Origin of the sequence: Nocardia sp. NPDC004151 (assembly GCF_042874235.1) — a bacterium.
Lineage (GTDB): Bacteria > Actinomycetota > Actinomycetes > Mycobacteriales > Mycobacteriaceae > Nocardia.
Genome location: NZ_JBIAMR010000024.1, coordinates 33,345 through 58,141, shown reverse-complemented (window position 1 = coordinate 58,141; position 24,797 = coordinate 33,345). Strand labels below are relative to the sequence as shown.

General features: G+C 69.3%; 22 protein-coding genes and 1 tRNA gene. 11 read left to right on the top strand and 12 right to left on the bottom strand.

Going from position 1 to position 24,797, the window contains the following annotated elements; genetic code table 11:
• Positions 1–27: 27 nt before the first annotated feature.
• The 4 genes from ACFYTS_RS34625 to ACFYTS_RS34610 are packed head-to-tail and all read right to left on the bottom strand — an operon-like array spanning position 28 to position 4,001.
• Positions 28–1,566, bottom strand: coding sequence for a flavin-containing monooxygenase (locus ACFYTS_RS34625; RefSeq protein ID WP_387309498.1), 1,539 nt, complete (start codon positions 1,564–1,566; stop codon positions 28–30).
• Positions 1,560–2,219, bottom strand: coding sequence for a hypothetical protein (locus tag ACFYTS_RS34620; protein WP_387309487.1), 660 nt, complete (start codon positions 2,217–2,219; stop codon positions 1,560–1,562). The genes ACFYTS_RS34625 and ACFYTS_RS34620 overlap by 7 nt, the downstream gene beginning before the upstream one ends.
• Complete coding sequence (locus ACFYTS_RS34615; protein ID WP_387309486.1) at positions 2,216–3,142, bottom strand: ferritin-like domain-containing protein; 927 nt, start codon at positions 3,140–3,142, stop codon at positions 2,216–2,218. Before ACFYTS_RS34615 ends, ACFYTS_RS34620 begins: the two co-directional genes overlap by 4 nt.
• Positions 3,143–3,164: 22 nt before the next feature.
• Positions 3,165–4,001, bottom strand: coding sequence for an SDR family NAD(P)-dependent oxidoreductase (locus tag ACFYTS_RS34610; protein ID WP_387309485.1), 837 nt, complete (start codon positions 3,999–4,001; stop codon positions 3,165–3,167).
• A 104-nt stretch (positions 4,002–4,105) separates the two neighbouring features.
• Between ACFYTS_RS34610 and ACFYTS_RS34605 the strand changes: the two genes are divergently transcribed.
• Complete coding sequence (locus ACFYTS_RS34605) at positions 4,106–4,774, top strand: TetR/AcrR family transcriptional regulator (protein WP_387309484.1); 669 nt, start codon at positions 4,106–4,108, stop codon at positions 4,772–4,774.
• 18 nt (positions 4,775–4,792) lie between these two features.
• On the opposite strand, the gene ACFYTS_RS34600 is transcribed toward ACFYTS_RS34605, so the two are convergent.
• The 4 genes from ACFYTS_RS34600 to icmF all read right to left on the bottom strand — a co-directional run bounded on the left by ACFYTS_RS34600 (position 4,793) and on the right by icmF (position 10,815).
• Positions 4,793–5,776: a methyltransferase gene (locus ACFYTS_RS34600; protein ID WP_357282090.1), complete on the bottom strand. Its 984-nt coding sequence runs from the start codon at positions 5,774–5,776 to the stop codon at positions 4,793–4,795.
• A 70-nt stretch (positions 5,777–5,846) separates the two neighbouring features.
• Positions 5,847–6,923, bottom strand: coding sequence for an amidohydrolase family protein (locus ACFYTS_RS34595; RefSeq protein ID WP_387309483.1), 1,077 nt, complete (start codon positions 6,921–6,923; stop codon positions 5,847–5,849).
• 112 nt (positions 6,924–7,035) lie between these two features.
• Complete coding sequence (locus tag ACFYTS_RS34590; RefSeq protein WP_357282087.1) at positions 7,036–7,413, bottom strand: hypothetical protein; 378 nt, start codon at positions 7,411–7,413, stop codon at positions 7,036–7,038.
• A gap of 192 nt (positions 7,414–7,605) precedes the next feature.
• Positions 7,606–10,815, bottom strand: coding sequence for a fused isobutyryl-CoA mutase/GTPase IcmF (gene icmF, locus ACFYTS_RS34585; RefSeq protein WP_387309482.1), 3,210 nt, complete (start codon positions 10,813–10,815; stop codon positions 7,606–7,608).
• Between the two features lie 124 nt (positions 10,816–10,939).
• On the opposite strand from icmF, the gene ACFYTS_RS34580 reads away from it, so the two are divergent.
• The 5 genes from ACFYTS_RS34580 to ACFYTS_RS34560 are packed head-to-tail and all read left to right on the top strand — an operon-like array spanning position 10,940 to position 16,377.
• Positions 10,940–12,463 (top strand): CoA-acylating methylmalonate-semialdehyde dehydrogenase, encoded by a 1,524-nt coding sequence (locus ACFYTS_RS34580; RefSeq protein ID WP_357282085.1) that lies wholly within the window; start codon positions 10,940–10,942, stop codon positions 12,461–12,463.
• Between the two features lie 5 nt (positions 12,464–12,468).
• Positions 12,469–13,608, top strand: a complete 1,140-nt coding sequence (locus ACFYTS_RS34575) for an acyl-CoA dehydrogenase family protein (RefSeq protein WP_357282084.1) — start codon at positions 12,469–12,471, stop codon at positions 13,606–13,608.
• The gene (locus ACFYTS_RS34570; RefSeq protein WP_387309481.1) at positions 13,605–14,702 is read left to right on the top strand and encodes an enoyl-CoA hydratase/isomerase family protein; all 1,098 of its coding nucleotides are present in this window, start codon (positions 13,605–13,607) and stop codon (positions 14,700–14,702) included. The genes ACFYTS_RS34575 and ACFYTS_RS34570 overlap by 4 nt, the downstream gene beginning before the upstream one ends.
• The gene (gene mmsB / locus ACFYTS_RS34565; RefSeq protein ID WP_387309480.1) at positions 14,702–15,604 is read left to right on the top strand and encodes a 3-hydroxyisobutyrate dehydrogenase; all 903 of its coding nucleotides are present in this window, start codon (positions 14,702–14,704) and stop codon (positions 15,602–15,604) included. Before ACFYTS_RS34570 ends, mmsB begins: the two co-directional genes overlap by 1 nt.
• Positions 15,601–16,377, top strand: a complete 777-nt coding sequence (locus ACFYTS_RS34560; protein WP_387309479.1) for an enoyl-CoA hydratase — start codon at positions 15,601–15,603, stop codon at positions 16,375–16,377. Before mmsB ends, ACFYTS_RS34560 begins: the two co-directional genes overlap by 4 nt.
• A 187-nt stretch (positions 16,378–16,564) precedes the next feature.
• Here ACFYTS_RS34560 and ACFYTS_RS34555 read toward each other — a convergent pair whose 3' ends face one another.
• Entirely contained in the window at positions 16,565–17,617 is a 1,053-nt protein-coding gene (locus ACFYTS_RS34555; protein WP_387309478.1) for a hypothetical protein, read from the bottom strand.
• Positions 17,618–17,693: 76 nt separating this feature from the next.
• On the bottom strand, positions 17,694–18,236 hold the full coding sequence (locus ACFYTS_RS34550) for a MarR family transcriptional regulator (protein ID WP_357097750.1): 543 nt from the start codon (positions 18,234–18,236) through the stop codon (positions 17,694–17,696).
• A 107-nt stretch (positions 18,237–18,343) separates the two neighbouring features.
• Here ACFYTS_RS34550 and ACFYTS_RS34545 point away from each other — a divergent pair.
• Positions 18,344–18,417: transfer RNA gene (locus tag ACFYTS_RS34545), tRNA-Cys, on the top strand.
• 65 nt (positions 18,418–18,482) lie between these two features.
• On the opposite strand, the gene ACFYTS_RS34540 is transcribed toward ACFYTS_RS34545, so the two are convergent.
• Complete coding sequence (locus ACFYTS_RS34540; protein ID WP_387309477.1) at positions 18,483–19,877, bottom strand: metallophosphoesterase; 1,395 nt, start codon at positions 19,875–19,877, stop codon at positions 18,483–18,485.
• A 7-nt stretch (positions 19,878–19,884) separates the two neighbouring features.
• A complete protein-coding gene (locus ACFYTS_RS34535) occupies positions 19,885–20,328 on the bottom strand; it encodes a hypothetical protein (protein ID WP_387309476.1) in 444 nt (147 codons plus the stop codon).
• A 110-nt stretch (positions 20,329–20,438) separates the two neighbouring features.
• Here ACFYTS_RS34535 and ACFYTS_RS34530 point away from each other — a divergent pair, with 110 nt between their 5' ends.
• The 4 genes from ACFYTS_RS34530 (at position 20,439) to ACFYTS_RS34515 (ending at position 24,652) form a co-directional block, all read left to right on the top strand.
• Positions 20,439–21,461 carry an iron ABC transporter substrate-binding protein gene (locus tag ACFYTS_RS34530; RefSeq protein WP_387309475.1) on the top strand — a complete coding sequence of 341 codons (1,023 nt, stop codon included), beginning with the start codon at positions 20,439–20,441 and terminating at the stop codon, positions 21,459–21,461.
• Positions 21,462–23,045 (top strand): ABC transporter permease, encoded by a 1,584-nt coding sequence (locus ACFYTS_RS34525; RefSeq protein ID WP_387309474.1) that lies wholly within the window; start codon positions 21,462–21,464, stop codon positions 23,043–23,045. It begins immediately after the preceding gene.
• Positions 23,042–24,175: an ABC transporter ATP-binding protein gene (locus ACFYTS_RS34520; protein WP_387309473.1), complete on the top strand. Its 1,134-nt coding sequence runs from the start codon at positions 23,042–23,044 to the stop codon at positions 24,173–24,175. The genes ACFYTS_RS34525 and ACFYTS_RS34520 overlap by 4 nt, the downstream gene beginning before the upstream one ends.
• A 123-nt stretch (positions 24,176–24,298) precedes the next feature.
• Positions 24,299–24,652: a hypothetical protein gene (locus tag ACFYTS_RS34515; protein ID WP_387309472.1), complete on the top strand. Its 354-nt coding sequence runs from the start codon at positions 24,299–24,301 to the stop codon at positions 24,650–24,652.
• Positions 24,653–24,797: the final 145 nt, after the last annotated feature.

Below are 24,797 nucleotides of genomic sequence, written 5' to 3'. Positions count from 1 at the left end.
CCGGGCTGGGCCGTGGCCCGCCGCGGGTCAGGCCGTGGCGGTCCGGGTGGCGGGCCGATCGTCGGTGCGGCGTCCGCCGGGTGCTTCGAAGGTGTAGTCGTTCAGATCGAAATGGGCTGCCCGCCAGGCGGCTTCGGGCGTGCTCATGGCCCGCAACGGGACGTCCCCGTTCTTGTCGAAGTAGTAGGAGTTGGCCAGTGTGCAGCTGTCCTGCCAGAACACCTGGGTGCCGCGCCGCGACATCATCTCCTGGAAGTACCGCTCGTTGGCGGCGGCGGTGACCTCCACCCGGGTGGCGGCGTGGCGACGGGCCTGGCGGAGCAGCCGCAGGATGTGGGTGGTCTGCATCTCGATGAGCGTGAAGTAGGACGCCCCGTTGTACCCGTAGGGCCCGATGATGGTGAAGAAGTTCGGGAATCCGGGCACGCTGACACCCTCGTAGGCCTGCAGCCGGTGGGTGTCCCACCAATCTTCCAGTCGCAGTCCGCCGCTGCCATGCAGGTCGAAGGTGGGCATATTGCCCGACTCCATCACCTTGAAGCCGGTGGCCATGATGAGCACGTCGACCTGGTGGTGGCGGCCGGTGGTGCGCAGACCGCTCGCGGTGATCTCGGTGATGGGATCGGTTTCGAGGGTGACGTTCTCGCGGTTGAAGGTCTTCAGGTAGTCGTTGGAGAACGACGGCCGCTTGCAGCCCAGCGCGTAGTCGGGCGTGAGCTTCGCGCGAATCTCGGGGTCCCGCACCTGATCCCGCAGGTGCGCGAGCCCGGTGCGCTCGCCGAGCTTCACGATCGGCAGCACCTTGTAGTAGTGCGCCGACAGCGGGAAGGTCAGTTCCACGAACGCCTGGCTGATCCAGCGGGTGACGAACTGCCCGCCGGGCAGCCGCATGAGTGCGCGGGCCACCGGCGGCATGGGCGCGTCGGGCCGCGGCAGGCACCAGATCGGGGTGCGCTGGAAGACCACCAGTTCCGACACCCGCGGCGCGATCTCGGGAATGATCTGGATGGCCGAGGCCCCGGTCCCGATGATCCCGACCCGTTTGCCGCGCAGGTCGATGTCGTGATCCCAGCGCGCGGTGTGCATCGTGACGCCCCGGAACCGTTCCGCCCCCGCGATGTCCGGCAGTTTCGGGCGGGTCAGCACCCCGGTCGCGCCGATGAGGAATCGGCAGGTCAGCTCGTCGCCGTCGCTGGTGCGCAGCCGCCAGAGGTGCAGGTCGTCGTCGAAGTCGGCGCGTTCGATGGTGGTGCCGAACCGGATCCGCGGCCGCAGCCCGTACTTCTGCACGCACCGCTCGGCGTAGGCCTTCAGCTCCCGGCCCGGGGCGTACACCCGCGACCACGAGTTCTGCTTCTCGAACGAGTACTGGTAGCTGAACGACGGAATGTCCACCGCGATACCGGGATAGGTGTTCCAATGCCAGGTCCCGCCCGGCCCGTCGGCCTCGTCGATCATGACGAAGTCGTCGAATCCGGCCTTGCGCAGGGCGATCGCGGTCCCGATCCCCGAGAAACCGGCCCCTACGATGATGATCTGATGGTCGACGACGGTTCTTGTCACGATGGGTCCTCCGCGTAGATGATGCAGTCCACTCGATGCTCGATCCCGTCCACGGTGCGAATCCCGAGCGGTGCGAGCCGGGCGATGGGCCAGCTGACGAGCGTGCAGTTCGGCTGCCGCAGGGCCCGGTAGTAGCGGCCGTGCACCCGCACCGCCGCCCGTTGGTCCGGCGTCAATTGCCGCCGCACCCACGAATCCCCGACCTGCGTACGCAGATTCGCCGCGGCCACCCGCCGCAGCACCTGTCGCCCGCCCCAGCGCAGGGCGTCGAGGCCGAATCGCCCCGGCGCGCCGGGCCCGGGCGCCGCCCGTGACGCAGCGGCGGCGGGGGTGACGGGATCACCGGGGAGCGGTGGCGCCGAGTCCGCGGGGAGCGTTCCGAGCGCGCCGGCGGGCACCCGGCCGAGCAGCAGCCGGAGGCCGGGCAGCGGCGGCGTGGGCAGGATCCACACCGGATCATGCTGGAAGACGGTCACTCTGCGCGCCCGCGCGGCCACCGGGGGAACGACGGTCGCGAGCGCGGCCCCGCCACCGACCACCGCGACGTGCAGACGGTCCAGCGCGTATTGATCCTTCCAATGCGCGCAATGGATGGTGGGCCCGGTGTAGGCGTCCCGGGCCCCGCCGCCCGCGCCGCCCCGGATCGGGGCGCTCATTTCGCCACCGGCTCATAGGTCAGTGCCTTGGACCAGGACGGGGTATGGCGGCGCAGCAGCCGTTCGGGCAGGCGGTCGATGGCCTTGTTCAACGCGTCGTTGATGCCCTGGATCGGCTGCAGGCGGTTGATGGTGGCCTTCCCGTGCAGGCGGACCACATGGTAGAGCGGCAGGCGTTGGATATCGGGGCCGCGTTCACCGGCTTTCTCGTAGCGCCGCACGGCATTCCACAGCTTCTCCTCGTCGAGCCCCATGGCCATGATGTTGGTGGACATGCGCGACAGCAGCGGCGTGTACAGCAGGGCCCCCATCAGCAGGGTGGGGCGCAGCGCGAAACCGGCCGTCTCGATGGCGATGCGCCGCATCGGTCCCGCGCCGAGTTGCTCGAGCACCTGGAAGCCGACCGCCAGATGCCGGGACTCGTCGCTGTTGATGTGCCGGAACACCTCGTGGCACAGGGGGTCTCGCACCTCGTCGAGCAGGAACTTCACCAGTGCGCCGTCGAGCGCGCACTCGAGCGAGGGGATCACGGTACCGAGCACCGGCAGCGACAGCTGGTCGCCGTACCGGTCCAGCCAGTGGATGACGAGCTGAATGTTCTTGTTGGGCAGCGGCATCGCGTCCCCGTCGAGCATGCCCCAGCGGCGCATCAACGCCAGTTCGGCATTGGCGTGCTTCTGTTCCTCGGCGTGGAAGTGCCGGTAGATCTCCTTGAGCGGGCCGTCCGGCGCGTGCAGCGTGAGGGCGGCGAAGCCGCGCGCGCCCACGTGTTCGATCCACACCAGGTCGGCCATGAAGGTGGCCAGCGCCGGACGTTGCTCATCGGTGATGAGCTCGGCTCCCGGTGCGTCCCAGTCGATGTCGGCCAGCGCCCACTGCCGGTCCCGGACCACGGTGAGCATGTCGGAATACGCGAACGCCATTGTTCTGCTCCTCGCTGCATGGCTACCGCACCAGCCGCTCCAGTAATCCGGCGGCGCGGGTGTAGGTTTCGGGCAGCAGTCGCTTGGACTGCCAGATCGCCTTGGCCTCGAGCTGCGGGACCACGTAGAGCTGACCGTGGTCGACGGCGTCGAGGGTGGCGCGGGCGATGGCCGCGGGCGGGCGTCCGGTCCAGCGCAGCAGGCGGTCGCCCCACAGCTGCACGGTCTCGTCGCCGATCGAAACGCCTTCCAGGATATTGGTTCTCACCCCGGTCGGGCAGAGCACGGTGACGGTGACGCCGGTCCCGGACAGCTCCGCGGCGAGCGTCTCCGACAGCGCCAGCACCCCGGCCTTGGACACGTTGTAGGCGGCCATGCGCGGCGCGGACCCGAAGGCGGCGGCGGAGGCGACATTCACGATGGACCCGTGTCCCGCGGTGCGCAGCCGCGGCGCGAAGACGTGGCAGCCGTGGATGACGCCCCACAGGTTCACGTCCAGCACCTGATGCCATTCCTCGGGCGGGGTCTCGCCGATGACGGTGCCGCCGCGGCCGATGCCCGCATTGTTGACCACCAGGTCCGGGCTCTTGCCGAACCATTCCTCGGCGGTGTTCGCGAGCGCGGTGACCTGCGCCAGGCTGGTCACGTCGCAGCCGGTGTCGAAGGCCTTGCCCCCGATGTCGCCGACCAGTTCGGCGGTCTCACGGGCGCGGTTGGGGTCGAGGTCGGAGCAGACGACGCGTCCACCCCGTGTGCCGATCTCGAGGGCGAAGGCGCGGCCGATGCCGCTGCCCGCACCGGTCACCACCGCGTCCGCCTGCCGAGTGCGGTGGGTTCCGCCGAAAGGATTGAGTCGCATGGGAACTCCCGGGAGCGTGCCATCCGGGCAGTCAAGTGGTGGCGTGTGCCACCACTGGCCGCACCTGCCACCAATTAGGCTCCGGATGCGCTATTTTGTCAACTATGGACGTGCCCGCGACGGCGACGACCGACCTGACCGCGACACCCGGGCGGCGCGGCGGCACCTGGGGTGGCCGCACGCAGGAGCAGCGCCGGGCCGAACGCCGCGAGCGGCTGATCACGGCGGCCCTGGACATCTGGCTCGAGCACGGCTGGGCCGCGGTCACCATGCGCGGCGTGTGCACCCGCGCGGGCCTCAACGACCGCTACTTCTACGAGCACTTCGCCGACCGCGACGACCTGCTGGGCGCGGTCTGGGACGAGGTCGGATTCCAGGTGCTGGGCGAACTCTCGGCCGTGGTCGCCGACAATCTCGCGCACCCGGCGCTGGGCATCCTGCACCTGGCCATCGCCCGCGCCGTGGAACTGCAATCCGAGGGCCCGGCCCGCATCCTGTTCGGTGATCACTCGGGCAGCCGCGTGCTCGAGCAGCGCCGCACCGCCCTGCTCACCGAGGCCACCGACCTGCTCATCGCCACCGCCCGCCCGTACCTGCGCCCGGGCGTCGACGAATCCGACCTGCGCATGGGCGTGCTGATGAGCATCGGCGGCTTCATCGAACTGCTGACCGCCTGGCGGGCCGGGATCATCGAGGCCGACGCCGCCCGCATCGTCGATCACGTCAGCCACGCGGCCGATCTGCTCGGCGCGGAATACCTGGCCCTGCCCTGACCGAAACCCCGGCGGCCGCTACTTGACGGCCCACACCATCGATTCCGGCCCGGCGAGGTGCTCGGTCTGCGGGTCGTGGAACCCGGCGTCGGCGAGCCAGCCGCGCAGGTCGGTCGCGGTGTAGTCGAAGCCGCCGGGCGTCTCGATCAGCATGTTGAGGCTCATCAGCAGGCCGGGCAGATTGGTGCGGCGATCATCGTCGATGAGGGATTCGTAGATCAGGATCGCGCCGCCCTCGGGCAGCGCTCGGTAGGCCTTCTCCAGCAGCATGCGCTTGGTGTCGAGATCCCAGTCGTGCAGGATGTGGCCGAAGACCAGGACATCGGCCTCGGGCAGCTCCTCGGCGAAGAAGTCCCCGGCCCGGAAGCTGCTCCGATCCGCCACCGGGGCAATGTACTCGGTGAAGATCGGCTCGACGGGGGCCAGGTCGTAGCCGATGCCGTGCAGGTGCGGATTGGTCTCCAGGACGGTGCGTAGCAGCGCGCCCTGGGCGGTGCCGATATCGGCGACGGTCTTCCAGCGCTGCCACGGGAAGACCTCGGCGATGACGTGCGCGCCGGGCAGTGACAGCCCGGTCATGGCGCGCTGGAAGTCGTAGAGCCGCTCGGGATCCTGGTACAGCTCGGTGAAGTCACGGCCCTCGCGGGCCTCGTTCTGGGGTAGCCCGGTGCGCAGGCCCTCGGTCAGATGGCCCCAGAAGGGATACAGCCGTGCCGCCGCCATCTCCAGGAAGCCGCCGATGTACTCGCTGCCGGTGCTGTCCAGATAGGTGGCGGTGTCGGCGGTGTTGGCGTACCGGCCGTCGGTGCGCCGCAGCATCTCCATGGCGACGAGCGCGTCGAAGAAGTCACGGGCGGACCGCGGGTGCAGGCCGAGTTCGCGCCGCAGCTGCTCGGCGGTCAGCTGGCGATGCCCGAGCACCGTGAACACCCCGAGTTCGACGGCGCTGAGCAAGGTCCGGGACTCCCAGAAACCCATTCCGATCCGCAGGATCCGCTCCATGGCGCATCACGATAGCCAGCGTGACGCTCGGCCACGGCCGGACCCGGCAAATTCGGAGCACCCGACCGGATCAGAGCATGTCGAGCCCGTAGATCCGTTCGGCATTGCGGCGGAACACCTGCTCGATGGCCTTGTCGTCGGCCCCGTGCCCGGCCAGCGCGGTGGCCACCGCGTTCGCGGCGTTCGGGATGCTCGTAATCGGCTTGTCCACCGGGAAATTCGAGCCCCAGATCAGCCGGTCGGAGCCGAAGACGTCCAGCGCGTGCTCCAGCATCGGCGAAATCCGTTCCACCAGTACCGGAACCGGCGTCGGCTCGCCGCGTTTGGGCACCGGGTGGCCGAGGATGGGCATCATCAGCCCGCTCACCTTGGCCACCACATTGGGGTGCGCGGCCAGCGCGGTGAGGTCGTCGCGCCAGCGCAGGAACAGCTCGCGCCGCCGGCCCGGATTCCTGCCGGTCTCTCGCCCGACCGGCCCGAAAACGCCCGCGGGCGTGCCGAGATGGTTGAGCACGATGGTGGTGCCCGGATACCGCTCGGCCAGCGCCGTCACCTCGGGCAGCTGGCCGGAGTACACCCATGCCTCGAACGCGAGCCCGCGGTCGGCCAGTGCGCCGAACCCGTTGAGGAAGGCGGTGGAGGTGAGTTTGCCCGGCGCCTCGCAGGTCGCCCGCACATCCGGATCCGGGTGGTATTCGACGCGGGTGCGCACGCCCCGGAACAGTGGGGACGCGGCCTGATGCGCGTCCAGCAACTCGGCGAATTCGGGAGTGACGGGGTCGGCCGCGCCCATGATCGCGCCCAGGGCGGGGGTATCCACGCCCCACGGCAGGCTTGCCACCCACCGGGTCTCGTCGACGGGCCCGAGCGGGCCGTTGCCGACCCATTCCACCTCGATGTGCACGATCGCCTCGACCGGCACCTCGCCCGCATCGGAGTCGTAGTCGCGTGGCAGATAGGGGCGCATGAACGGCGTGGGGTCCCCCACGAACTCGCGATCGCGGCGCGGCGCGAGCCGTTTGGCCCAGTCGACCGGCACCGGTACGTATCGGAACAGCTTCGCCAGGCCGCTGAACTCGCGCGGCGTGGTCATCGGATCCCACTGGTGAATGTGCGCGTCCACCACGGTCATTCCCGCAAACTCCATGGGGTGCCTTCCGTCGGGGTCAGCCTGTCCGGATTGTTCCACAGAGACGCTCGTGCCGCGCTCGCCCGAGCGAACGCGGCACGGAGTTTGCCCGGGGAGGTGTGGCGGTGCGTTACGGCAGCACCTGCGGGATGGCGTTGGGATCGAGCAGGCCGACCAGCGCGCCGATGCCGCCGCCGATCAGGGCGCCCAGGGCGGAGCCGCCCAGCGCGCCGGGGATGGAGCCGACGACCGAGCCGAGTGCCGCGCCGCCCGCGCTTCCGGTGAGGGCGCCCGCGGCCGCGCCGTTGAGGGCCGGGTCCGGGAACATCGCGTTCGGGTTGGTGGCCACCGGATCCAGCGGAATGCCCTCGGAGACCGGGGTGACCTGGATCGGCGCGCTGTCGGGGGCCTCGGCGTTGGCCGCGCCGGCGAACAGGGTGGCTGCCGCGGCGAGCGACATGGTGATGGTGGCGAGCTTGGCGGTGGTTCTCATGGTCGTTCTACGCATGATCGTCTTCCTGTCAGCCGCAATCGAACCGAACAGTTCCGGTATAGCCGAGAAATTGCTGCCGATCGGAAATTGCCATACACCCTGGGCGGTGTTAGCACTCGCCAGTGTGGGATCGCGGGTGAAAGCAATAGCGCCCCGCTATATTTCGAGATATAGCGGGGCGCTGTCGGTCAGCGGGCCCGGGAGTGGTCAAACGTTGCGGCGATACTGGCCACCCACGGTGAAGAAGGTGTCGGTGACCTGCTGCAGCGTGCACACCCGCGCGGCGTCCATCAATACCTCGAAGGCGTTCTCGTCGCTCGCCGCGGCCGCCGCGAGCCGGGCCAGCGCGGCCGGGGCCTCGTCGCGATGTCGCTCGGTGAATTCGCTGACTCGTTGCAGCTGAGACTGTTTCTCGGCCTCCGTGCCGCGCGCCAATTCCAGTACCCGGTGTTCTTCCTCGTGCGTATTGCGGAAGGTGTTGACTCCGATCAGCGGCAGGCTCCCGTCGTGCTTGCGGCGCTCGTAGAGCATGGACTCGTCCTGGATCCGGCCGCGCTGATACCCGGTCTCCATCGCGCCCAGCACCCCGCCGCGTTCGCTGATCCGCTCGAACTCCCGCAGCACCGCCTCCTCCACCAGATCGGTGAGCTCGTCGATGACGAAGCTGCCCTGCAGCGGGTTCTCGTTCATCGCCAGCCCCCACTCCCGGTTGATGATGAGCTGGATGGCCAGCGCCCGGCGCACCGATTCCTCGGTGGGCGTGGTGACCGCCTCGTCGTAGGCATTGGTGTGCAGGCTGTTGCAGTTGTCGTAGATCGCGATCAGCGCCTGCAGGGTGGTGCGAATGTCGTTGAAGCTCATCTCCTGTGCGTGCAGCGACCGCCCGGAGGTCTGCACGTGGTATTTGAGCTTCTGCGATCGTTCGCCGGCCCCGTACTCGTCGCGCATGGCGATCGCCCAGATGCGCCGCGCCACCCGGCCGATCACCGAGTATTCGGCGTCCATCCCGTTGGAGAAGAAGAACGACAGGTTGGGCGCGAAATCGTCGATGTCCATGCCGCGCGCCAGATACGCCTCCACATAGGTGAAGCCGTTGGCGAGGGTGAAGGCCAGCTGGCTGATCGGGTTCGCCCCGGCCTCGGCGATGTGATAGCCGGAGATGGACACCGAGTAGAAGTTGCGAACACCGTTGCGCACGAACCACTCCTGGATATCGGCCATCATGCGCAGGCTGAACTCGGTGGAGAAGATGCAGGTGTTCTGGCCCTGATCCTCCTTGAGGATGTCGGCCTGCACGGTGCCGCGCACGGTGGCCAGGGTGCGGGCGCGCAGGTCCGCGGCCTCCGCGTCGGTGGGTTCGCGGCCCTGCTCGGCCGAGAACTCCTCGCGCGCTTGATCGATGGCGGCATTGAGGTAGTAGGCCAGGATGGTCGGCGCGGGCCCGTTGATGGTCATGGACACCGAGGTGCTGGGCGCGTCCAGATCGAACCCGGCGTACAGCGCCTTCATATCGTCGAGCGTGGCGATGGAGACCCCGGACGTGCCGACCTTGCCGTAGATATCGGGCCGCTCGGCCGGATCGTGCCCGTACAGGGTCACCGAGTCGAACGCCGTCGAAAGCCGTTTGGCGTCGGCGTGTTCGGACAGCACCCGGAACCGCCGATTGGTGCGGAACGCGTCGCCCTCGCCCGCGAACATGCGCGCCGGATCCTCGTTGTCCCGTTTGAACGGGAACACCCCGGCCGTGAACGGGAACCGCCCGGGCAGATTCTCCGACCGCAGGAACCGCAGCAGTTCACCGTGATCGGTGAAGCGGGGGAGCGCCACCCGCGGAATCGAGCTGCCGGACAGGGTCTCCCGGCGCAGCGTGGTCCGCAGTTCCCGGTCCCGGACCCGCACCACCTGCTCCTCGCCGCGATAGGACTCCGCGACGGCGGGCCATTCCGCCAGCAGGGCGGCGTTCTCGGGCGCCAGCTCCCGCTCCGCCCGGGCGAGCAGATCGCTCACGGATTCGTCGTCCGGCAGTTCGGCGAGCACCTGCTCGACGCGCTGCACCCGCTGCGCCGCCTCGAGCTGCCGGGCCGTCGCCGCGTGGTAATCCCGGACCGTCTCGGCGATCTCGGCCAGGTAGCGCACCCGCGCGGGCGGAATGATCTGCGCGAATCGCGTCGAGGCGCGGGTCTCCACCCGGGGCAGCACGCCCTCCTGAAGCGGCAGCCCGCGCTCGGCGAGCAACCCGGTCAGATGGTGGTAGAGCGCCGTCACGCCGTCGTCGTTGAACGTGGCCGCGCTGGTGCCGAACACCGGCATGTCCTCGGGCAGGGCGTGGAAGTCCTCGCGATTGCGCACCAGCTGCCGCGATACGTCCCGGAGCGCGTCCTCGGCCCCGCGCCGCTCGAACTTGTTGATGGCCACCACATCCGCGAAGTCGAGCATGTCGATCTTCTCGAGCTGGGAGGCCGCCCCGAACTCCGGCGTCATCACGTACAGCGACACGTCCACGTGCTCGGCGATGGCCGCGTCACCCTGCCCGATGCCGGGGGTTTCCAGGATCACCAGGTCGAATCCCGCTGCCTTGCAGGCGATCAGCATGGCGTCGATATTTTTCGGCACCTCCCGCTCGCCCCGGGTGGCCAGGGACCGGAAGTAGACGCGTTCCCCGTCCAGGGCGTTCATCCGGATCCGGTCGCCGAGCAGCGCGCCGCCGCCGCGTCGCCGGGTGGGGTCCACCGCCAGGATCGCGACCCGCGGCTTGTCCTGCTGGTCGGTGCGCAGCCGCCGCACGAGTTCGTCCGTGAGGGAGGACTTTCCGGAGCCGCCGGTCCCGGTGATGCCGAGCACCGGCACCTGCCGCGCCGCCGCCGCGGCCGTCAGGGCGGCCAGGTCGTCTTGCGGCAGCGTCCCCTGTTGCAGGCAGGTGAGCGTGCGGGCCAAGGCCGCCCGATCGCCGCTCAGCACTGCGTCGACGGGGGCGGGTGTCTGTGAGAGATCCACGTCGCACGCCGAAATCAGCTGATTGATCATGCCCGGCAGCCCGAGCCGCTGCCCGTCCTCGGGGGAGAAGATGGTCACCCCCGACTCCCGCAGCCGGGAGATCTCCTCGGGAACGATCACCCCGCCGCCCCCGCCGAAGATCTTCACGTGCCCGGCCCCGGCCTCTGTCAAAGCCTGCGCCAGGTACTCGAAGTACTCGATGTGCCCGCCTTGATACGAGCTGACGGCCACCCCCTGCACGTCCTCGGTGACGGCCGCGTCCACGACCTCGCGCACGGCCCGGTTATGCCCCAGATGAATCACCTCCGCCCCCTGCGCCTGGAGGATTCTTCGCATGATGTTGATGGCCGCGTCATGGCCATCGAAGAGCGCAGCGGCGGTCACGAACCGCACTGGATTTACCGGGACATGCAGATCTGGCATGCCAATCCTCCGCACGGAGAGCCTGTAGGTGCTGTGAATTATCCCACAGCCAATACTTGGATGTCCAACTATAGGATCGCCACATACCGCGCAAATGGCGCGCAAGCTTCGAGACAGGACTGGCATGGTTCGCGAACTGACTCACTTCATCGACGGCAAGCACGTACCGGGAACCTCCGGCAAATTCGGGGATGTCTTCAACCCGAGCACCGGGCAGGTCCAGGCGCGGGTACCGCTGGCGAGCAAGAGTGAGGTCGAGGCGGTCATCGCGAACGCGGCCGCCGCGCAGCCCGCCTGGGCCGCCACCAACCCGCAGAAGCGGGCCCGTGTGCTCATGAAGTTCCTGACCCTGGTGCAGGACGAGATGGACTCGCTGGCCGCCCTGCTCTCCGCCGAGCACGGCAAGACCATCGCCGACGCCAAGGGCGACATCCAGCGCGGCCTCGAGGTGATCGAATTCGCCGTCGGCATCCCGCACCTGCTCAAGGGCGAGTACACCGAGAGCGCCGGCACCGGCATCGACGTCTACTCCATGCGCCAGCCGCTCGGCGTGGTCGCCGGCATCACCCCGTTCAACTTCCCGGCCATGATCCCGCTGTGGAAGGCCGGACCCGCCCTCGCCTGCGGAAACGCCTTCGTGCTCAAGCCTTCCGAGCGTGACCCCTCGGTGCCGCTGCGCCTGGCCGAGCTGTTCCTCGAGGCCGGACTGCCCGCGGGCATCTTCAATGTCGTCAACGGCGACAAGGAAGCGGTCGACACGCTGCTGAACGACGAGCGGATCAAGGCCGTCGGCTTCGTCGGCTCCACCCCGATCGCGCAGTACATCTACGAGACCGCCACCGCCAACGGCAAGCGCGCCCAGTGCTTCGGCGGCGCCAAGAACCACGCCATCGTGATGCCCGACGCCGACCTCGACGATGTGGCCGACCAGCTCATCGGCGCGGGCTACGGCTCCGCGGGCGAGCGCTGCATGGCCATCTCGGTGGCGGTGCCGGTCGGCGAGGAGACCGCGGATCGCCTGCGCGCCAAGCTCGTCGAGCGCATCGGCAAGCTGAACGTCGGCCTCTCCGACGACCCGGGCGCCGACTTCGGCCCGCTGGTCGGCCGTGACGGCGTGGACCGCGTGAACAACTACGTGCAGATCGGCGTCGACGAGGGCGCGGAGCTGGTCATCGACGGCCGCGGCCTGGTGGTCGAGGGCGGCGAGGACGGATTCTTCGCGGGCGCTTCGCTGTTCGACAATGTCACCCCCGAGATGCGGATCTACCAGGAAGAGATCTTCGGCCCCGTGCTGGCCCTGGTCCGCGCCAAGGACTACGAAGAGGCGCTGCGCCTGCCCAACGAGCACGAGTACGGCAACGGCGTCGCCATCTTCACCCGCGACGGCGACACCGCCCGCGACTTCGCGGCCCGCGTGCAGGTCGGCATGGTCGGCATCAACGTCCCGATCCCGGTGCCGATCGCGTACCACACCTTCGGCGGCTGGAAGCGGTCCGGCTTCGGCGATCTCAACCAGCACGGCCCGGACTCGATCCGCTTCTACACCAAGACCAAGACGGTGACGCAGCGCTGGCCGGCAGGCGGAAAGGAGACCGCGTCCTCGGGCGGCTCCGCCGCCAACGCCTTCGTCATCCCGACCATGGACTGACGCTGATGTTCGTACTGGACGAGGACGAGAAGGCGATCGTCGAGACCGCCCGCTCCTTCGCCGACGAGCTGCTCGCGCCCAATGCCCTGGAATGGGACGAGCGCAAGCACTTCCCGGTGGACGTGCTGCGCAAGGCGGGCTCGCTCGGCCTGGGCGGCATCTACGTGCGCGAGGACGTGGGCGGCTCCCAGCTGCGGCGGCTGGACGCCGTGCGCATCTTCGAGCAGCTCGCCACCGGCTGCCCGTCGGTCGCCGCCTACATCTCCATCCACAACATGGCGACGTGGATGATCGACACCTACGGCGATGAGACGCAACGCAATCGGTGGCTGCCGGGCCTGACCTCCATGGATCTGCTGGCGTCCTACGCGCTGACCGAACCGGGCGTCGGATCCGACGCGGCGGCCTTGAGCACCAAGGCCGTTCGCGACGGCGACGACTACATCCTCAACGGCGCCAAGCAGTTCATCTCCGGGGCCGGGTCCAATGACGTCTACGTCATGATGGTTCGCACCGGAACCGAAGGGGCGCGCGGGATCTCGGCGCTCATCGTGCCCGCGGACACCCCGGGTCTGTCGGTGGGGCCGAACGAGAAGAAGATGGGTTGGAACGCCCAGCCCACCCGGCAGGTCATCCTCGAGGACGCGCGGGTGCCGGTGGCCAACCTGCTCGGCTCCGAGGGCGACGGCTTCCGCATCGCCATGAACGGGCTCAATGGCGGGCGGCTGAACATCGCCGCCTGCTCGATGGGCGGCGCGCAAGCCGCGCTGGACCGGACAGTCGCCTATATGGCCCAGCGCAAGGCCTTCGGCTCGCGACTACTCGACAACACCGCCCTGCAATTCGAGCTGGCCGACATGCGGACCTCCCTGGAGGCCGCCCGCACCCTGCTGTGGCGCGCCGCGGCCGCCCTGGACGCCGACGCCCCCGACAAGGTGGAGCTGTGCGCCATGGCCAAGCGGTTCGCCACCGATGCCGGGTTCGAGGTGGCCAACAAGGCCCTGCAACTGCACGGTGGCTACGGTTACCTGGCCGAATACGGCATCGAGAAGATCGTCCGCGACCTGCGGGTGCATCAGATCCTCGAGGGCACGAACGAAATCATGCGGGTGGTCGTCGCCCGCTCGGTGGTAGGAGCAGCATGAGCGAAGGCGTGAAGGAACCCGAGGTTCTGATCGAGCGGCGTGATGGGCTCGGCCTGATCACGCTCAACCGGCCCCGGGCCATCAATGCGCTCAATCACCCGATGGCGCTGACCATCCTGGACGCGCTGCGGGCCTGGGCGGACGACGACGCGGTGCGCGCGGTCGTGCTGACAGGCGCGGGCGAGCGCGGATTGTGCGCGGGCGGCGATATCGTCGCCATCCACAATGACGCCAAGGCCACTGTGGCCGGGGGTGATTCGCCGCAGGTCGCGGCCGACTCGCCCAGCGGCAAGTTCTGGCGCGACGAGTACATCCTCAACGCCTTGATCAAGCGCTACCCGAAGCCGTACGTCGCGATCATGGACGGCATCGTCATGGGCGGCGGCGTCGGCCTGTCCGGCCATGCCTCGCACCGCATCGTGACCGAGCGGTCCATGGTCGGCATGCCCGAGACCGGCATCGGCTTCATCCCCGACGTGGGCGGCACCTGGCTGCTGGCGCACGCGCCCGGCGAGATCGGCACCCACATCGCGCTCACCACCGCGCGCATGTCCGCCGGTGACGCCATCGCGGCCGGCTTCGCCGACCACTTCGTGCCCTCGGAACACCTGCCCGCACTGCTGGAGGCGCTGGCGACCACCGAGGTCGAGGTGGCCATCGCGAAATTCGCGCAGCCCGCACCGGTTTCGGAGTTCGTGGCCCAGCAGGACTGGATCGATGCCTGCTACGGCGCCGACACCGTCGAGGAGATCGTGCACCGGCTCGAGATCGACGGCCGCGCCGAGGCCGCCAAGGCCGCCGCCGACGTGCTGACGAAATCCCCGGTGGCCCTGAAGGTCACGCTGCGCTCCCTGCGCGAGGCGCGCCGGGCCGCCGACCTCGAGACGGCGCTGAACCAGGAATACCGGGTCTCCGTCGCCGCCCTGAACACCCACGACCTGGTGGAAGGCATTCGCGCCCAGGTCATCGACAAGGACCGCAACCCGCAGTGGTCGCCCGCCACCCTGGCGGACGTCACCGACGCCGACGTCGACGCCTACTTCGGCGCGCTCGGCGATCGCGAATTGGGTTTGGCCGCAGCTAAGGACGAATGATGAGCAACAACACCAAGGTCGCGTTCCTCGGACTCGGCCACATGGGCGGGCCGATGGCCGCCAACCTGGTCAAGGCCGGATACGACGTCCTCGCCTTCGACCCCGTGCCCGCCGCGCAGGACCAGGCCCGCCGCGACGGCGCGACCGTGGTCGCCACCGCCGTCGAAGCCGTGTCGGCCTCCGACATCGTGATCACCATGCTGCCCAACGGCCGCATCGTGCTCGACCTCTACGGCGACATCCTGCCGGCCGCCAAGCCGGGCACCCTGTTCGTCGACTGCTCCACCATCGACGTCGGCGACGCCAAGCAGGCCGCGGAACTCGCTGTGGCGGCGGGACATCGGGCCCTCGACGCCCCCGTCTCCGGCGGCGTGGCGGGCGCGGCGGCGGGCACCCTCACCTTCATGGTGGGCGGCGCGGACGCCGACTTCGCCGCGGCGCTGCCGCTGCTCGAGGTGATGGGCGGCAAGGTCGTGCACTGCGGCGGCGCGGGCGTCGGGCAGGCCGCCAAGATCTGCAACAACATGCTGCTGGGCATCTCCATGATCGGGCTGTCCGAGGCCATCGTGCTGGGCGAGAAGCTGGGCCTGACCCACGACAAGTTCTTCGACGTGGTGTCCACCGCCTCGGGCCAGTCGTGGGCGCTGACCTCGTATTGCCCGGTGCCGGGACCGGTTCCGGCCAGCCCCGCCAACAATGACTACCAGCCGGGCTTCGCGACCGCGCTCATGTCCAAGGACCTGGGGCTCGCCGCCAACGCGCTGCGCGCCAACGCCGTGGACGGGCAGATCGGTCAGCTCGCGGCCGAGATCTACAACCGCTTCAACCAGGAAGAAGCGGGCAAGGACTTCTCGGCTATCGTCACCGATATCCGTAAGCGATCTGAAGGGGAGACGGCGTGACCAACTTCGAGACCATTCTGCTGGAGCGCAAGGGCCGCGTCGCGCTCATCACGCTCAACCGGCCGAAGGCCCTGAACGCGCTGAACTCGCAGGTCCTGTCCGACATCTCGGCGGCGCTCGACGAGCTCGAGAACGACAACGAGATCGGCGCGGTCGTGCTGACCGGATCCGAGAAGGCCTTCGCGGCCGGCGCGGACATCAAGGAGATGCAGACCAAGTCCTACATGGACATGTTCGTGACCGACCACTTCGGTGGCTGGGACCGCGTCGCCGCCTTCCGCAAGCCGCTGATCGCCGCGGTCGCCGGCTACGCCCTCGGCGGCGGCTGCGAACTCGCCATGATGTGCGACCTGCTGCTCGCCGCCGACACCGCCAAGTTCGGGCAGCCCGAGATCAAGCTCGGCGTCATCCCCGGCATGGGCGGCTCGCAGCGCCTCACCCGCGCCGTCGGCAAGGCCAAGGCCATGGACCTCATCCTCACCGGCCGCAATATGGGCGCCGAGGAGGCCGAGCGCGCGGGTCTGGTCTCGCGCATCGTCCCGGCCGCCGAACTGGTCGCCACCGCCATGGAGGTCGCCGAGACCATCGCCTCCATGTCGCTGCCGTCGGTGATGATCGCCAAGGAAGCTGTGGACCGCTCCTTCGAGACCACCCTCGGTGAGGGCCTGCGCTTCGAGCGTCGCGTCTTCCACTCGCTGTTCGCGACCGACGACCAGAAGGAAGGCATGACCGCCTTCGTCGAGAAGCGCCCGGCCAACTTCACCAACAAGTAAGCGCCGCACCAACTCTCGGAGCTCTCGTGCCCCGCTGCCTCACGGCAGCGGGGCACGTTGTCGAGGGGGAGCGGGGATTGCCGGGCGTGCCTCGTGCCGTGCGCCATCGGCCGGCGGGCGGGGATTGGCCGGCGGGCGGGGATCAGGCGCAGGCCGGGGTAACGGGCGTGGGGGAATTCCGGTGGCCTCAGCCGTGTTTGGGTGGGCCGACCACCTCGACGGTCGGCGGTTTGCCGTCGGTGTGGCCGCCACCGTCCCGGTTCATGGCCAGCCCGCCGACGATGGTGCCGCCGAGCGTGGCGGTAACCGCCACCGCCGCAACGAGTTTGCGGCGGGAGACGGGGGCGACAGGGGCCTCGACGGGAGTGGCGCCCGGGGCCAGGTGCACGCTGCGGATGCTGCGGGCCGACGGGCGTTCGGCGGCCAGCAGGACCGCGCCGCGGGTGGACACGAAATCGGGCTCCGGATCGTAGATCATCGGGTAGCCCAGCTGGAGTCTCAGCTCGTCGCGGATGCTCTTGTTGCGGGTGCAGCCGCCGAGCAGGGCCAGGCCCGCGGGCCGGATGCCGGTCTCGTCGATCATGTGGCGGACGAACGACGCCGAATGATGGATGCCCGCCTCGACCAGCTCGGCGAAATCGCTGCGGGTGACCACGGCGCGCTGCCCGGAGATCGGGTCGCAGACGGCCAGCACGCGTTCGGAGGCCAGGGCTTCCTTCTGACGGCGGGTATCGGCCAGGTCCAGGGTGACGCCGCCGCGGGTGAGCAGCCAGCGCAGCAGGGCGTCGTGGCCGTCCCCGCCCAGGACGGTGCTGCGCTTGGTGGCCAGGACGGCATCGTTTCGGCAGTCGATCTGGGTGAGGGTCAGCCCGGACGCGCCGAGGTCGTACAGCAGGATCGAGCCCTCGGTGGGGAGCTTCCTGGTGAAGCGCAGATATCTGAGCTGAGCCACCGGCTCGTCGATGACGGTCAGGCGATTGCGGCCCGCGGCGGTGCGGACGGCCTCGGCATGGTTGGTGCTGCGGCAGGCGACCGCGATACCGGTGATGAACTCGTCACGCTCGTCCGCCGACTTCCGCATCAGGCGGATGGCCTCGAAGACCGCCTCCGCCATGCTCCCGCCGCCGGCCCGGCGTAGGACCTTGCACCGGTCGATGGGAGGCAGGTGAGGCTGGTCGGAATGGGTGAGCATGGCGCGTGCGCCAGCAGCGCCCGCCGACACCCCCAGGACCAGCACCATGGCCTCAATGGTGAACCCTTTGCGGGCCGAAGCCAAGACTATGACGCAGGAAATTGGCTGCTGGGTCGCTGGGTGGTTACTGACCGGCCCATCGGGTGGGCGAGCTACCGGGGTCGAAGTCGCCCGCGCTCTGCCGGAACTCCGCCAGCAATTGCAGCAGCAGCTGCAATCGTTCCGGCGCCAAACCGGTCTCGGCGAAAACCCGCCGGTTCAGTTCGGTGGTGGCCTTGGCCACCAATTCTCTTCCGGCCCCAGTGATTTCGATGAGCGTTGCCCGCCGGTCACTGGGATGTGGCACACGCTTCACCAACTGGGCCGCCTCCAGCCGGTCCACCGTATTGGTGACCGAGGTCGGATGCACCTGCAGCCGAGCGCTCGCCACCGCCATCGGCAGCGCACCGGTTTTGCTGAAACTCAGCAACATCAGTAGCTCATACCGCGAAAAGGTCAAACCGGACGGCTTCAGTGCTTCGTCGACCCGCGCCATCACGATCTGCTGCGCCCGCACCAGCGAGGTGACCGCCGCCATCCCGTCCGCGACCTCGCCCCAGCCGTGCTCGGTCCACTGGCGGTGCGCCTCCTCGATCGGATCGAGCGGCAGCGGACGGGGACGCGACATGCCCTGATCATCGCATGTCGCGAAGCGCTCGGGCCGCCCCATAGCAATCACGGTGATTCAAACCCTCGGTCCCGGACCCGAACCGGCGCACTATGGACCTCGCCGATGCGGGTGTGACCGAGTGGCCAGGTGGCGGTCTGCAAAGCCGTGTACGCGGGTTCGACTCCCGCCGCTCGCTCCATCGGAGAACGCCTCCCGGGCAATCAGCCCAGGGAAGCGTTCCCTTTTCCTCCTGCCGCCGGACGCTCAGGAACGGCTGAGACCCGAAAGGTCGCGCAGCACGGTGTAGTTGCGCTCGGCCGTGGAACCGAGCGTGTACTCGGGTAGCAGCCCGAAGTATTCGCCCCGGGACCGGCTGCTCCAGCGGCGCGCGTCCTCGGTCCGCGTCTTGTGGAAATTGGCCATGTACCCGCCCTCGAACAGCCGGAGCAGGGTGTAGCCGCCCGGGTATTCCTTGGTCGCGGCCACTTCCAGGAAGTCGACCGGGATCGGCAGGTCGGGGCGGGTGCGGCGATTGCGGTGGGTGTGGCCCGCGTGGTGCAGGAACACGCCGGGGGCGTCGCGGTAGATCGATTGCAGCTCGGCGGCATTCGCGGCGTCGAGGATGAAACCCGGGCCCGCCAGATTCGACCAGCCGGACTCGGTGGTGACCGGGTGGTGGCCGAAAACCAGGGTGGGACGGTCGGGATCGGCGGTGAGCCGGTCGCGCAGCTCGTCGAGCTGAGGCCGCTCCAGGATGCCGCCGGACCCGTCGAGCTGCGTGGTGTCCAGCGCGATCAGGCGCAGTTCACCGACCTCGTGGGCCGCCAATCGCTGCCGGGGCCCGAAGGAATCGGCCCAGCAGTCGTGGTGGTCGGCGTACGGGGCGCACTCCGCGTAATCGGACCCGACGTGCGGGCGGTCGTGATTGCCGCGGGCCGCGAACCAATCCCGGCCCGGCGCACCCCACTTCGCGAGGTGGGCGTGCACGCCGCGCACCTGCTCGGGCGTGGCCTCCGCGGTCAGGTCACCGGCCAGCACCAGATGGTCGACCGCGCGATCGGGCCGGTGCATATCATCGAGCAGCGCGGTCAGCATGACCTCGGGATACGGTGCGAGACCGGGCTCTTGGCGCAGGCCCGGGGGCAGGCCCGCGGCGATGATCCCGCTGACCTCCTCACCCAGATGAATGTCATTGGACAGCGCCAGGGTTCGCAGCAGCCGGCCGGGTGGCGGCACCAGCGTGGTGAAGACGCCCCGCGATTCCGGCGTATCCGGCAGTCGGGTGGCCACATTCAGCGCGGGCGCGGCCGGAATGCCCGCCGAGCGGGCCTCGAACCGATACGCGCGGCCGGGCTCGAGGCCGGTGACCTCCGCGTAGTGGTAGGCCGTCGGCCGCGCGTCGCCGAAGACCCGCCGCAGGCCCGAACCGTCGGCCGGACCGAGCCAGACCTCGCCGTCGGTCTCCGCGGGCAGCCCGTCCGCACCGAAAGTCGTCCAGGTCAGGACCGCCGACCGCTCGGTGATCGTGACGACCTCCAGATCGGTCGCGATCGGCGAATCGGCGTGGGCCCGGGCCGGACCCGGGTGGACGAGCGGGAGCGCCGCGGCCGCCGCGAGCAGGCCCAGGGCCTGGCGTCGATTCGGGCCGCAGCAGCTCATGCCGGTCCTACTTCGCGTCGGTGGAACAGACCTTCCATACACCGTCTTCCTTGCGGAGGTGTTCGTTGGTGGACCGTTGGCTGTCGGCGGCGCCGGGCAGCGAGAGGGTGCCGAGGGTGACGGCGGTGGCGCGGTCGCCGGTGACGGTGACGCCCTCCACCGAATCCACCTTCATGCTGACCTTGCCCTGGTCCATGGCCTTGCGCTGGGCTTCGGGCAGTCCCTGGTACTGGGCGCGGTCGCCCGCGCAGGTCTGGCCGACAGCCTGGGACGCGCCGCCGGTGGAGAGGGTTGCGTAGAAATCGCGCAGCGTGGTCTCGATCCGCTTGGCGTCGCTCGGCGCGGAGTCCTTGCCGTTCAACGTCATCGCGGTAGCGATGCCGCCGCCGACGAGAACCGCGGCCGCGATGCCGATGCCGATGGTGAGAGGGGTGCGCCTGTGCCGAGTCATCGAGGGGCAGATTACAGCGATTCGGTTTCGTCGGCGGGGTGGCATTTCCACCCGTGACGTGGGACGGTACGTTGGTTAGGCAAACCTCAGCGTCGAGTGGAAGGACGGTCATGACGGCGGCTCGATGGAAACTGGTGTCCGGCGCATTGGCGGCGATCGCGGTGCTCGGCGCGACCACGGCATGCTCCAGCTCCTCCGACGAGGACAACGAGATCCTGGTCTACAACGCACAGCACGAATCCCTCACCAAGGAGTGGATCGACGCGTTCACCAAGGACACCGGCATCAAGGTGACCATCCGCAACGGCGGTGACACCGACCTGGGCAACCAGATCGTCGCCGAGGGCAAGAACTCCAAGGCCGACGTCTTCATCACCGAGAACTCCCCGGCCATGGCGCTGGTCGAGCACGCCGGCCTGTTCGCCGACGTCGACAAGGACACCCTCGGCCAGGTACCCGAGCAGTTCCGCCCCTCCACCGGCAAGTGGACCGGAATCGCCGCGCGCTCCACCGTTTTCGTCTACAACACCGGCAAGCTCCCCGCCGACCAGCTGCCCAAGTCGCTGCTGGACCTGGCGCAGCCGCAGTGGAAGGGCCGCTGGAGCGGCGCCGCCGCGGGCGCGGACTTCCAGGCCATCGTGGCCGCGTTGCTCGCCCAGAAGGGTGAGGAGGCGACCCTCTCCTGGCTCGCGGGCATGAAGGAGAACGCGGTCATCTCGCAGAACAACACCACCGTCATGAAGGGCGTCAACTCCGGCCAGTTCGACGGTGGCGTGATCTACCACTACTACTGGTTCAAGGATCAGGCCAAGACCAAGGAGAACAGCAAAAACACCCAGCTGTTCTACTTCAAGAACCAGGACCCGGGCGCCTTCGTCTCCATTTCCGGTGGCGGCGTGCTGAAGTCGAGCAAGCATCAGAACGACGCCCAGAAGTTCCTGAACTACATCACCTCCAAGAAGGGCCAGGAGGTGCTGCGCGACGGCGACTCCATGGAGTACCCCGTGGCCTCCGACGTCGCCGCCAACGCGGCGCTGCCGCCGCTGGCCTCGCTGGACGCGCCCAAGATCGATCCCTCGAAGCTGGACTCCAAGAAGGTCACCCAGCTGATGACCCAGGCGGGCCTGCTCTAAGTGACCGCTCGGACCGCTGTACCCACCCGGGACACCGGGTCGACCCGGGTCGCCAAGGCACTCGCCTGGCGGCCCGGGTCGCTCGTCACCGTCGCCGCCCTGCTCATGGTGGCGGCGACGCTCGTACCACTGGGCTACATCGTGTCCACCCTGGTCTCCACCGGCCTGCACGAGACCGCCGAACTCGTCTTCCGGCCGCGCGTGGCCGAATTGCTGCGCAACACCGCCGAATTGGTGGTCCTCACCGTGCCGATCAGCGTCACCCTCGGCGTCGGACTGGCCTGGATCGTGGAACGCACCGACGTGCCGGGCGCGGCCTGGTGGGGACCGGCCTTCGCCGCGCCCCTGGCGGTTCCGGCCTTCGTCAACAGCTACGGCTGGGTCAGCGCCATCCCCTCGCTGCACGGACTGTGGGCGGGCGTGCTCGTCGCCACCGTCTCCTACTTCCCGCTGGTGTACCTGCCCGCCGCGGCCACCCTGCGCCGGCTCGACCCGGCCGTGGAGGAATCCGCCCGGGCACTGGGCTCGGGACCGTTCGCCGTCTTCGCGCGGGTGGTGCTGCCGCAGCTACGACTCGCGATTCTCGGTGGCGGACTGCTGATCTCGCTGCACCTGCTCGCCGAGTACGGCGCCTTCGCCATGATCCGGTTCGACACCTTCACCACCGCCATCTTCCAGCAGTACCAGTCCAGCTTCGCCGGGGCCGCGGGCAGCACCCTGTCCGGCGTGCTGGTGGTGCTGTGCCTGGTGCTGCTGGCCGCCGAGGCCGGCGTGCGCGGGCGGGCCCGCTACGCGCGGATCGGCGGCGGCGCGCAACGCGGTGTCCACCGGATCCGCTTGGGGCTGGGCCGGATTCCCATGCTCCTGGTGTTGTTCGGGGCGCTGGCGGCCACGCTGGGCGTGCCGCTGTGGACCATCGGGCGCTGGCTGAAGATCGGCGGCTCGGCGGTGTGGAACACCGTCGACATCGGCGAATCCCTGGGCCAGACCATCGGTCTGGCCGCCACCGCCGCGGTGATCACCACCCTGTGCGCCTTCCCGGTGGCCTGGGTCGCGGTCCGCTCCACCTCGCGGTTCGCGCGAATCATCGAGGGCGCCAACTACATCACCAGTTCGCTGCCGGGCATCGTGATCGCGCTGGCCCTGGTGACCGTGTCGATCCGCTGGCTGCCCGTCTTCTATCAGACCGCCGCCACCATCCTGGCCGCCTACACCCTGATGTTCCTGCCGCGCGCCCTGGTCAGCGTGCGCGCCGGGCTGGCGCAGGTGCCGATCGGGCTGGAGGAGGCGTCGCTGGCGCTCGGAAAGTCCCCGGCCGCCACGTTCTTCCGCGTCACCCTGCGCCTGACCGCGCCCGCCGCCGCGGCCGCCGCCGCCATGGTGTTCGTGGCGGTGGCCACCGAACTGACCGCCACCCTGCTGCTCGCCCCCAACGGCACCAACACCCTCGCCATGCAGTTCTGGCAGCTGTCGGGCGAACTGGACTACGCCGCGGCCGCGCCCTACGCGCTGATCATGATCATCGCCTCGGTGCCGGTCACCTATCTGCTGTTCACCCAATCCAGGAAGGCGGCGGGATTGTGAGTCGGCTTGTCGTAGACCAGGTTCGCAAGAGCTTCGGGCCGGGAGCGCCGGTCCTCGACGGCATCGGCCTCGACGTCGCCGACGGCACCGCCACCGCCGTCGTCGGCTCCTCCGGCTGCGGCAAGACCACCCTGCTGCGGGTGATCGCCGGGTTCGAGCACCCCGACGCGGGCGCGGTCACCATCGGCGGGGAAACCGTCACCCGCGAAGGCTTCTCGCTGCCCGCGCACCGCCGCCGCATCGGCTACGTGGCGCAGGACGGCGCGCTGTTCCCGCACCTGACCGTGGGACAGAACATCGCCTACGGTCTGGGCGGCGGGTTCGGGGCCGGCCGCAAACACCGGCGGCACGTGGCCGAACTCCTCGACATGGTCTCCCTCGACCCGTCGTACGCGGACCGGCGGCCGCACCAGCTCTCCGGCGGCCAGCAGCAGCGCGTCGCCCTGGCCCGGGCCATGGCCCGCAAACCCGCCCTCATGCTGCTCGACGAACCCTTCAGCGCCCTCGACACCGGACTGCGCGCCGCCACCCGCCAGGCCGTCGCCGAAACCCTGCGCGCCGCGGGCATGACCAGCATCCTGGTCACCCACGACCAGGAGGAGGCGCTGTCCTTCGCCGATCAGGTGGCGGTCATGTGCTCCGGCCGCTTCACCCAGGTCGGCACCCCGGAGCAGGTCTACGCCGAGCCCGCGGACCTGTTCACCGCCGGATTCCTCGGCGACACCGTGCTGCTCGACGCCAGCATCGGCCCGGTGACCGCCGAGACCCTGCTGGGCCGGATTCCCGTGCAGGACAACGCCCCGACCGGGCAGGGCGCGATCATGCTGCGCCCCGAACAGCTGCTGGCCCACGCCACTGCCGCGGGCGACGCCGGGAGCGCCACCGTGCGCACCCTCGAATTCCGCGGCGCGGACGTCATGCTCACCCTCGACCTCGACGGCTCCCCGGAACCGATCCAGGTGCGCCGGGTCAGCGTCGGCGCGCCCACGGTCGGCGACCGGGTCGACCTCGAAGTCCTCGGCGCGGCGGTCGCTTTCACCTCCGAGCAGTGCGCCGCCGCAGGTCGCGTACCCCGCAACGGCGCCGCGCCCGGCGTGTTCACAGTGCCGGACGCCGTCTCCGCGGTCTGATCACACCGTGCGCCCGGTCGGCTCACACCGTGCACCGGGTCGACGGAATGTGACCGAATGGTCTGGGAAGCACCTATATTGGCGCGGAAGCCGAATCCTCGGCTCGAGGCCGAAGGAGACCCGGTGCGCCGCACGCTGATCGTCATGTCCGCCCTCGCCGCCGCGTGCGCGCTCGCCCCGCAGGCCGGCGCCGAACCGGCCGCCGATCCGGCGCTGAAGGTGCAGGCGGTCTTCGGAACCGAACAGTTCCCCATGGCGGGCGTGGCCGCCGACATCGCGCCCTGCGGCGGCGGCGCGAGCCTGGCCACCATCACCACCGGCGCCGACGGGTCGGCCGTCTACGCGGGCGCGCCGGGCTGCTATCGGGTTCAGGTCGCCGCGCCCATCGGGTGCATGCTCGACGGCGATTCCGCGCTCGAGGTCACCTCGGTGCCCGGCACTACCCCGCTCGCGGCGTTCCGCTTCCGCTGCGCCTGAACCGGCGCCCGCGACCGCATTCTCATCTCCCTCACGTCTCGTGTGATTGTGATCCCGTGTGACCGACTCCACATCCCGGAATGCACACTGCTCGGGGCTGTTAGCCTCGGTCACACATAGCTGCTCGACATCGCCGTACGCGGAA

What these genes read in the sequence shown, in the direction of transcription:
- ACFYTS_RS34620 (WP_387309487.1), bottom strand. Translation starts at nt 2,219, where the DNA reads ATGAGCGCCCCGATCCGGGGCGGCGCGGGCGGCGGGGCCCGGGACGCC.
- ACFYTS_RS34530 (WP_387309475.1), top strand. Translation starts at nt 20,439, where the DNA reads ATGACGGCGGCTCGATGGAAACTGGTGTCCGGCGCATTGGCGGCGATC.
- ACFYTS_RS34535 (WP_387309476.1), bottom strand. Translation starts at nt 20,328, where the DNA reads ATGACTCGGCACAGGCGCACCCCTCTCACCATCGGCATCGGCATCGCG.
- ACFYTS_RS34540 (WP_387309477.1), bottom strand. Translation starts at nt 19,877, where the DNA reads ATGAGCTGCTGCGGCCCGAATCGACGCCAGGCCCTGGGCCTGCTCGCG.
- ACFYTS_RS34600 (WP_357282090.1), bottom strand. Translation starts at nt 5,776, where the DNA reads ATGGAGCGGATCCTGCGGATCGGAATGGGTTTCTGGGAGTCCCGGACC.
- ACFYTS_RS34615 (WP_387309486.1), bottom strand. Translation starts at nt 3,142, where the DNA reads ATGGCGTTCGCGTATTCCGACATGCTCACCGTGGTCCGGGACCGGCAG.
- ACFYTS_RS34570 (WP_387309481.1), top strand. Translation starts at nt 13,605, where the DNA reads ATGAGCGAAGGCGTGAAGGAACCCGAGGTTCTGATCGAGCGGCGTGAT.
- ACFYTS_RS34555 (WP_387309478.1), bottom strand. Translation starts at nt 17,617, where the DNA reads ATGGTGCTGGTCCTGGGGGTGTCGGCGGGCGCTGCTGGCGCACGCGCC.
- icmF (WP_387309482.1), bottom strand. Translation starts at nt 10,815, where the DNA reads ATGCCAGATCTGCATGTCCCGGTAAATCCAGTGCGGTTCGTGACCGCC.
- ACFYTS_RS34550 (WP_357097750.1), bottom strand. Translation starts at nt 18,236, where the DNA reads ATGTCGCGTCCCCGTCCGCTGCCGCTCGATCCGATCGAGGAGGCGCAC.
- ACFYTS_RS34590 (WP_357282087.1), bottom strand. Translation starts at nt 7,413, where the DNA reads ATGCGTAGAACGACCATGAGAACCACCGCCAAGCTCGCCACCATCACC.
- ACFYTS_RS34580 (WP_357282085.1), top strand. Translation starts at nt 10,940, where the DNA reads ATGGTTCGCGAACTGACTCACTTCATCGACGGCAAGCACGTACCGGGA.
- ACFYTS_RS34575 (WP_357282084.1), top strand. Translation starts at nt 12,469, where the DNA reads ATGTTCGTACTGGACGAGGACGAGAAGGCGATCGTCGAGACCGCCCGC.
- ACFYTS_RS34605 (WP_387309484.1), top strand. Translation starts at nt 4,106, where the DNA reads ATGGACGTGCCCGCGACGGCGACGACCGACCTGACCGCGACACCCGGG.
- mmsB (WP_387309480.1), top strand. Translation starts at nt 14,702, where the DNA reads ATGAGCAACAACACCAAGGTCGCGTTCCTCGGACTCGGCCACATGGGC.
- ACFYTS_RS34595 (WP_387309483.1), bottom strand. Translation starts at nt 6,923, where the DNA reads ATGGAGTTTGCGGGAATGACCGTGGTGGACGCGCACATTCACCAGTGG.
- ACFYTS_RS34610 (WP_387309485.1), bottom strand. Translation starts at nt 4,001, where the DNA reads ATGCGACTCAATCCTTTCGGCGGAACCCACCGCACTCGGCAGGCGGAC.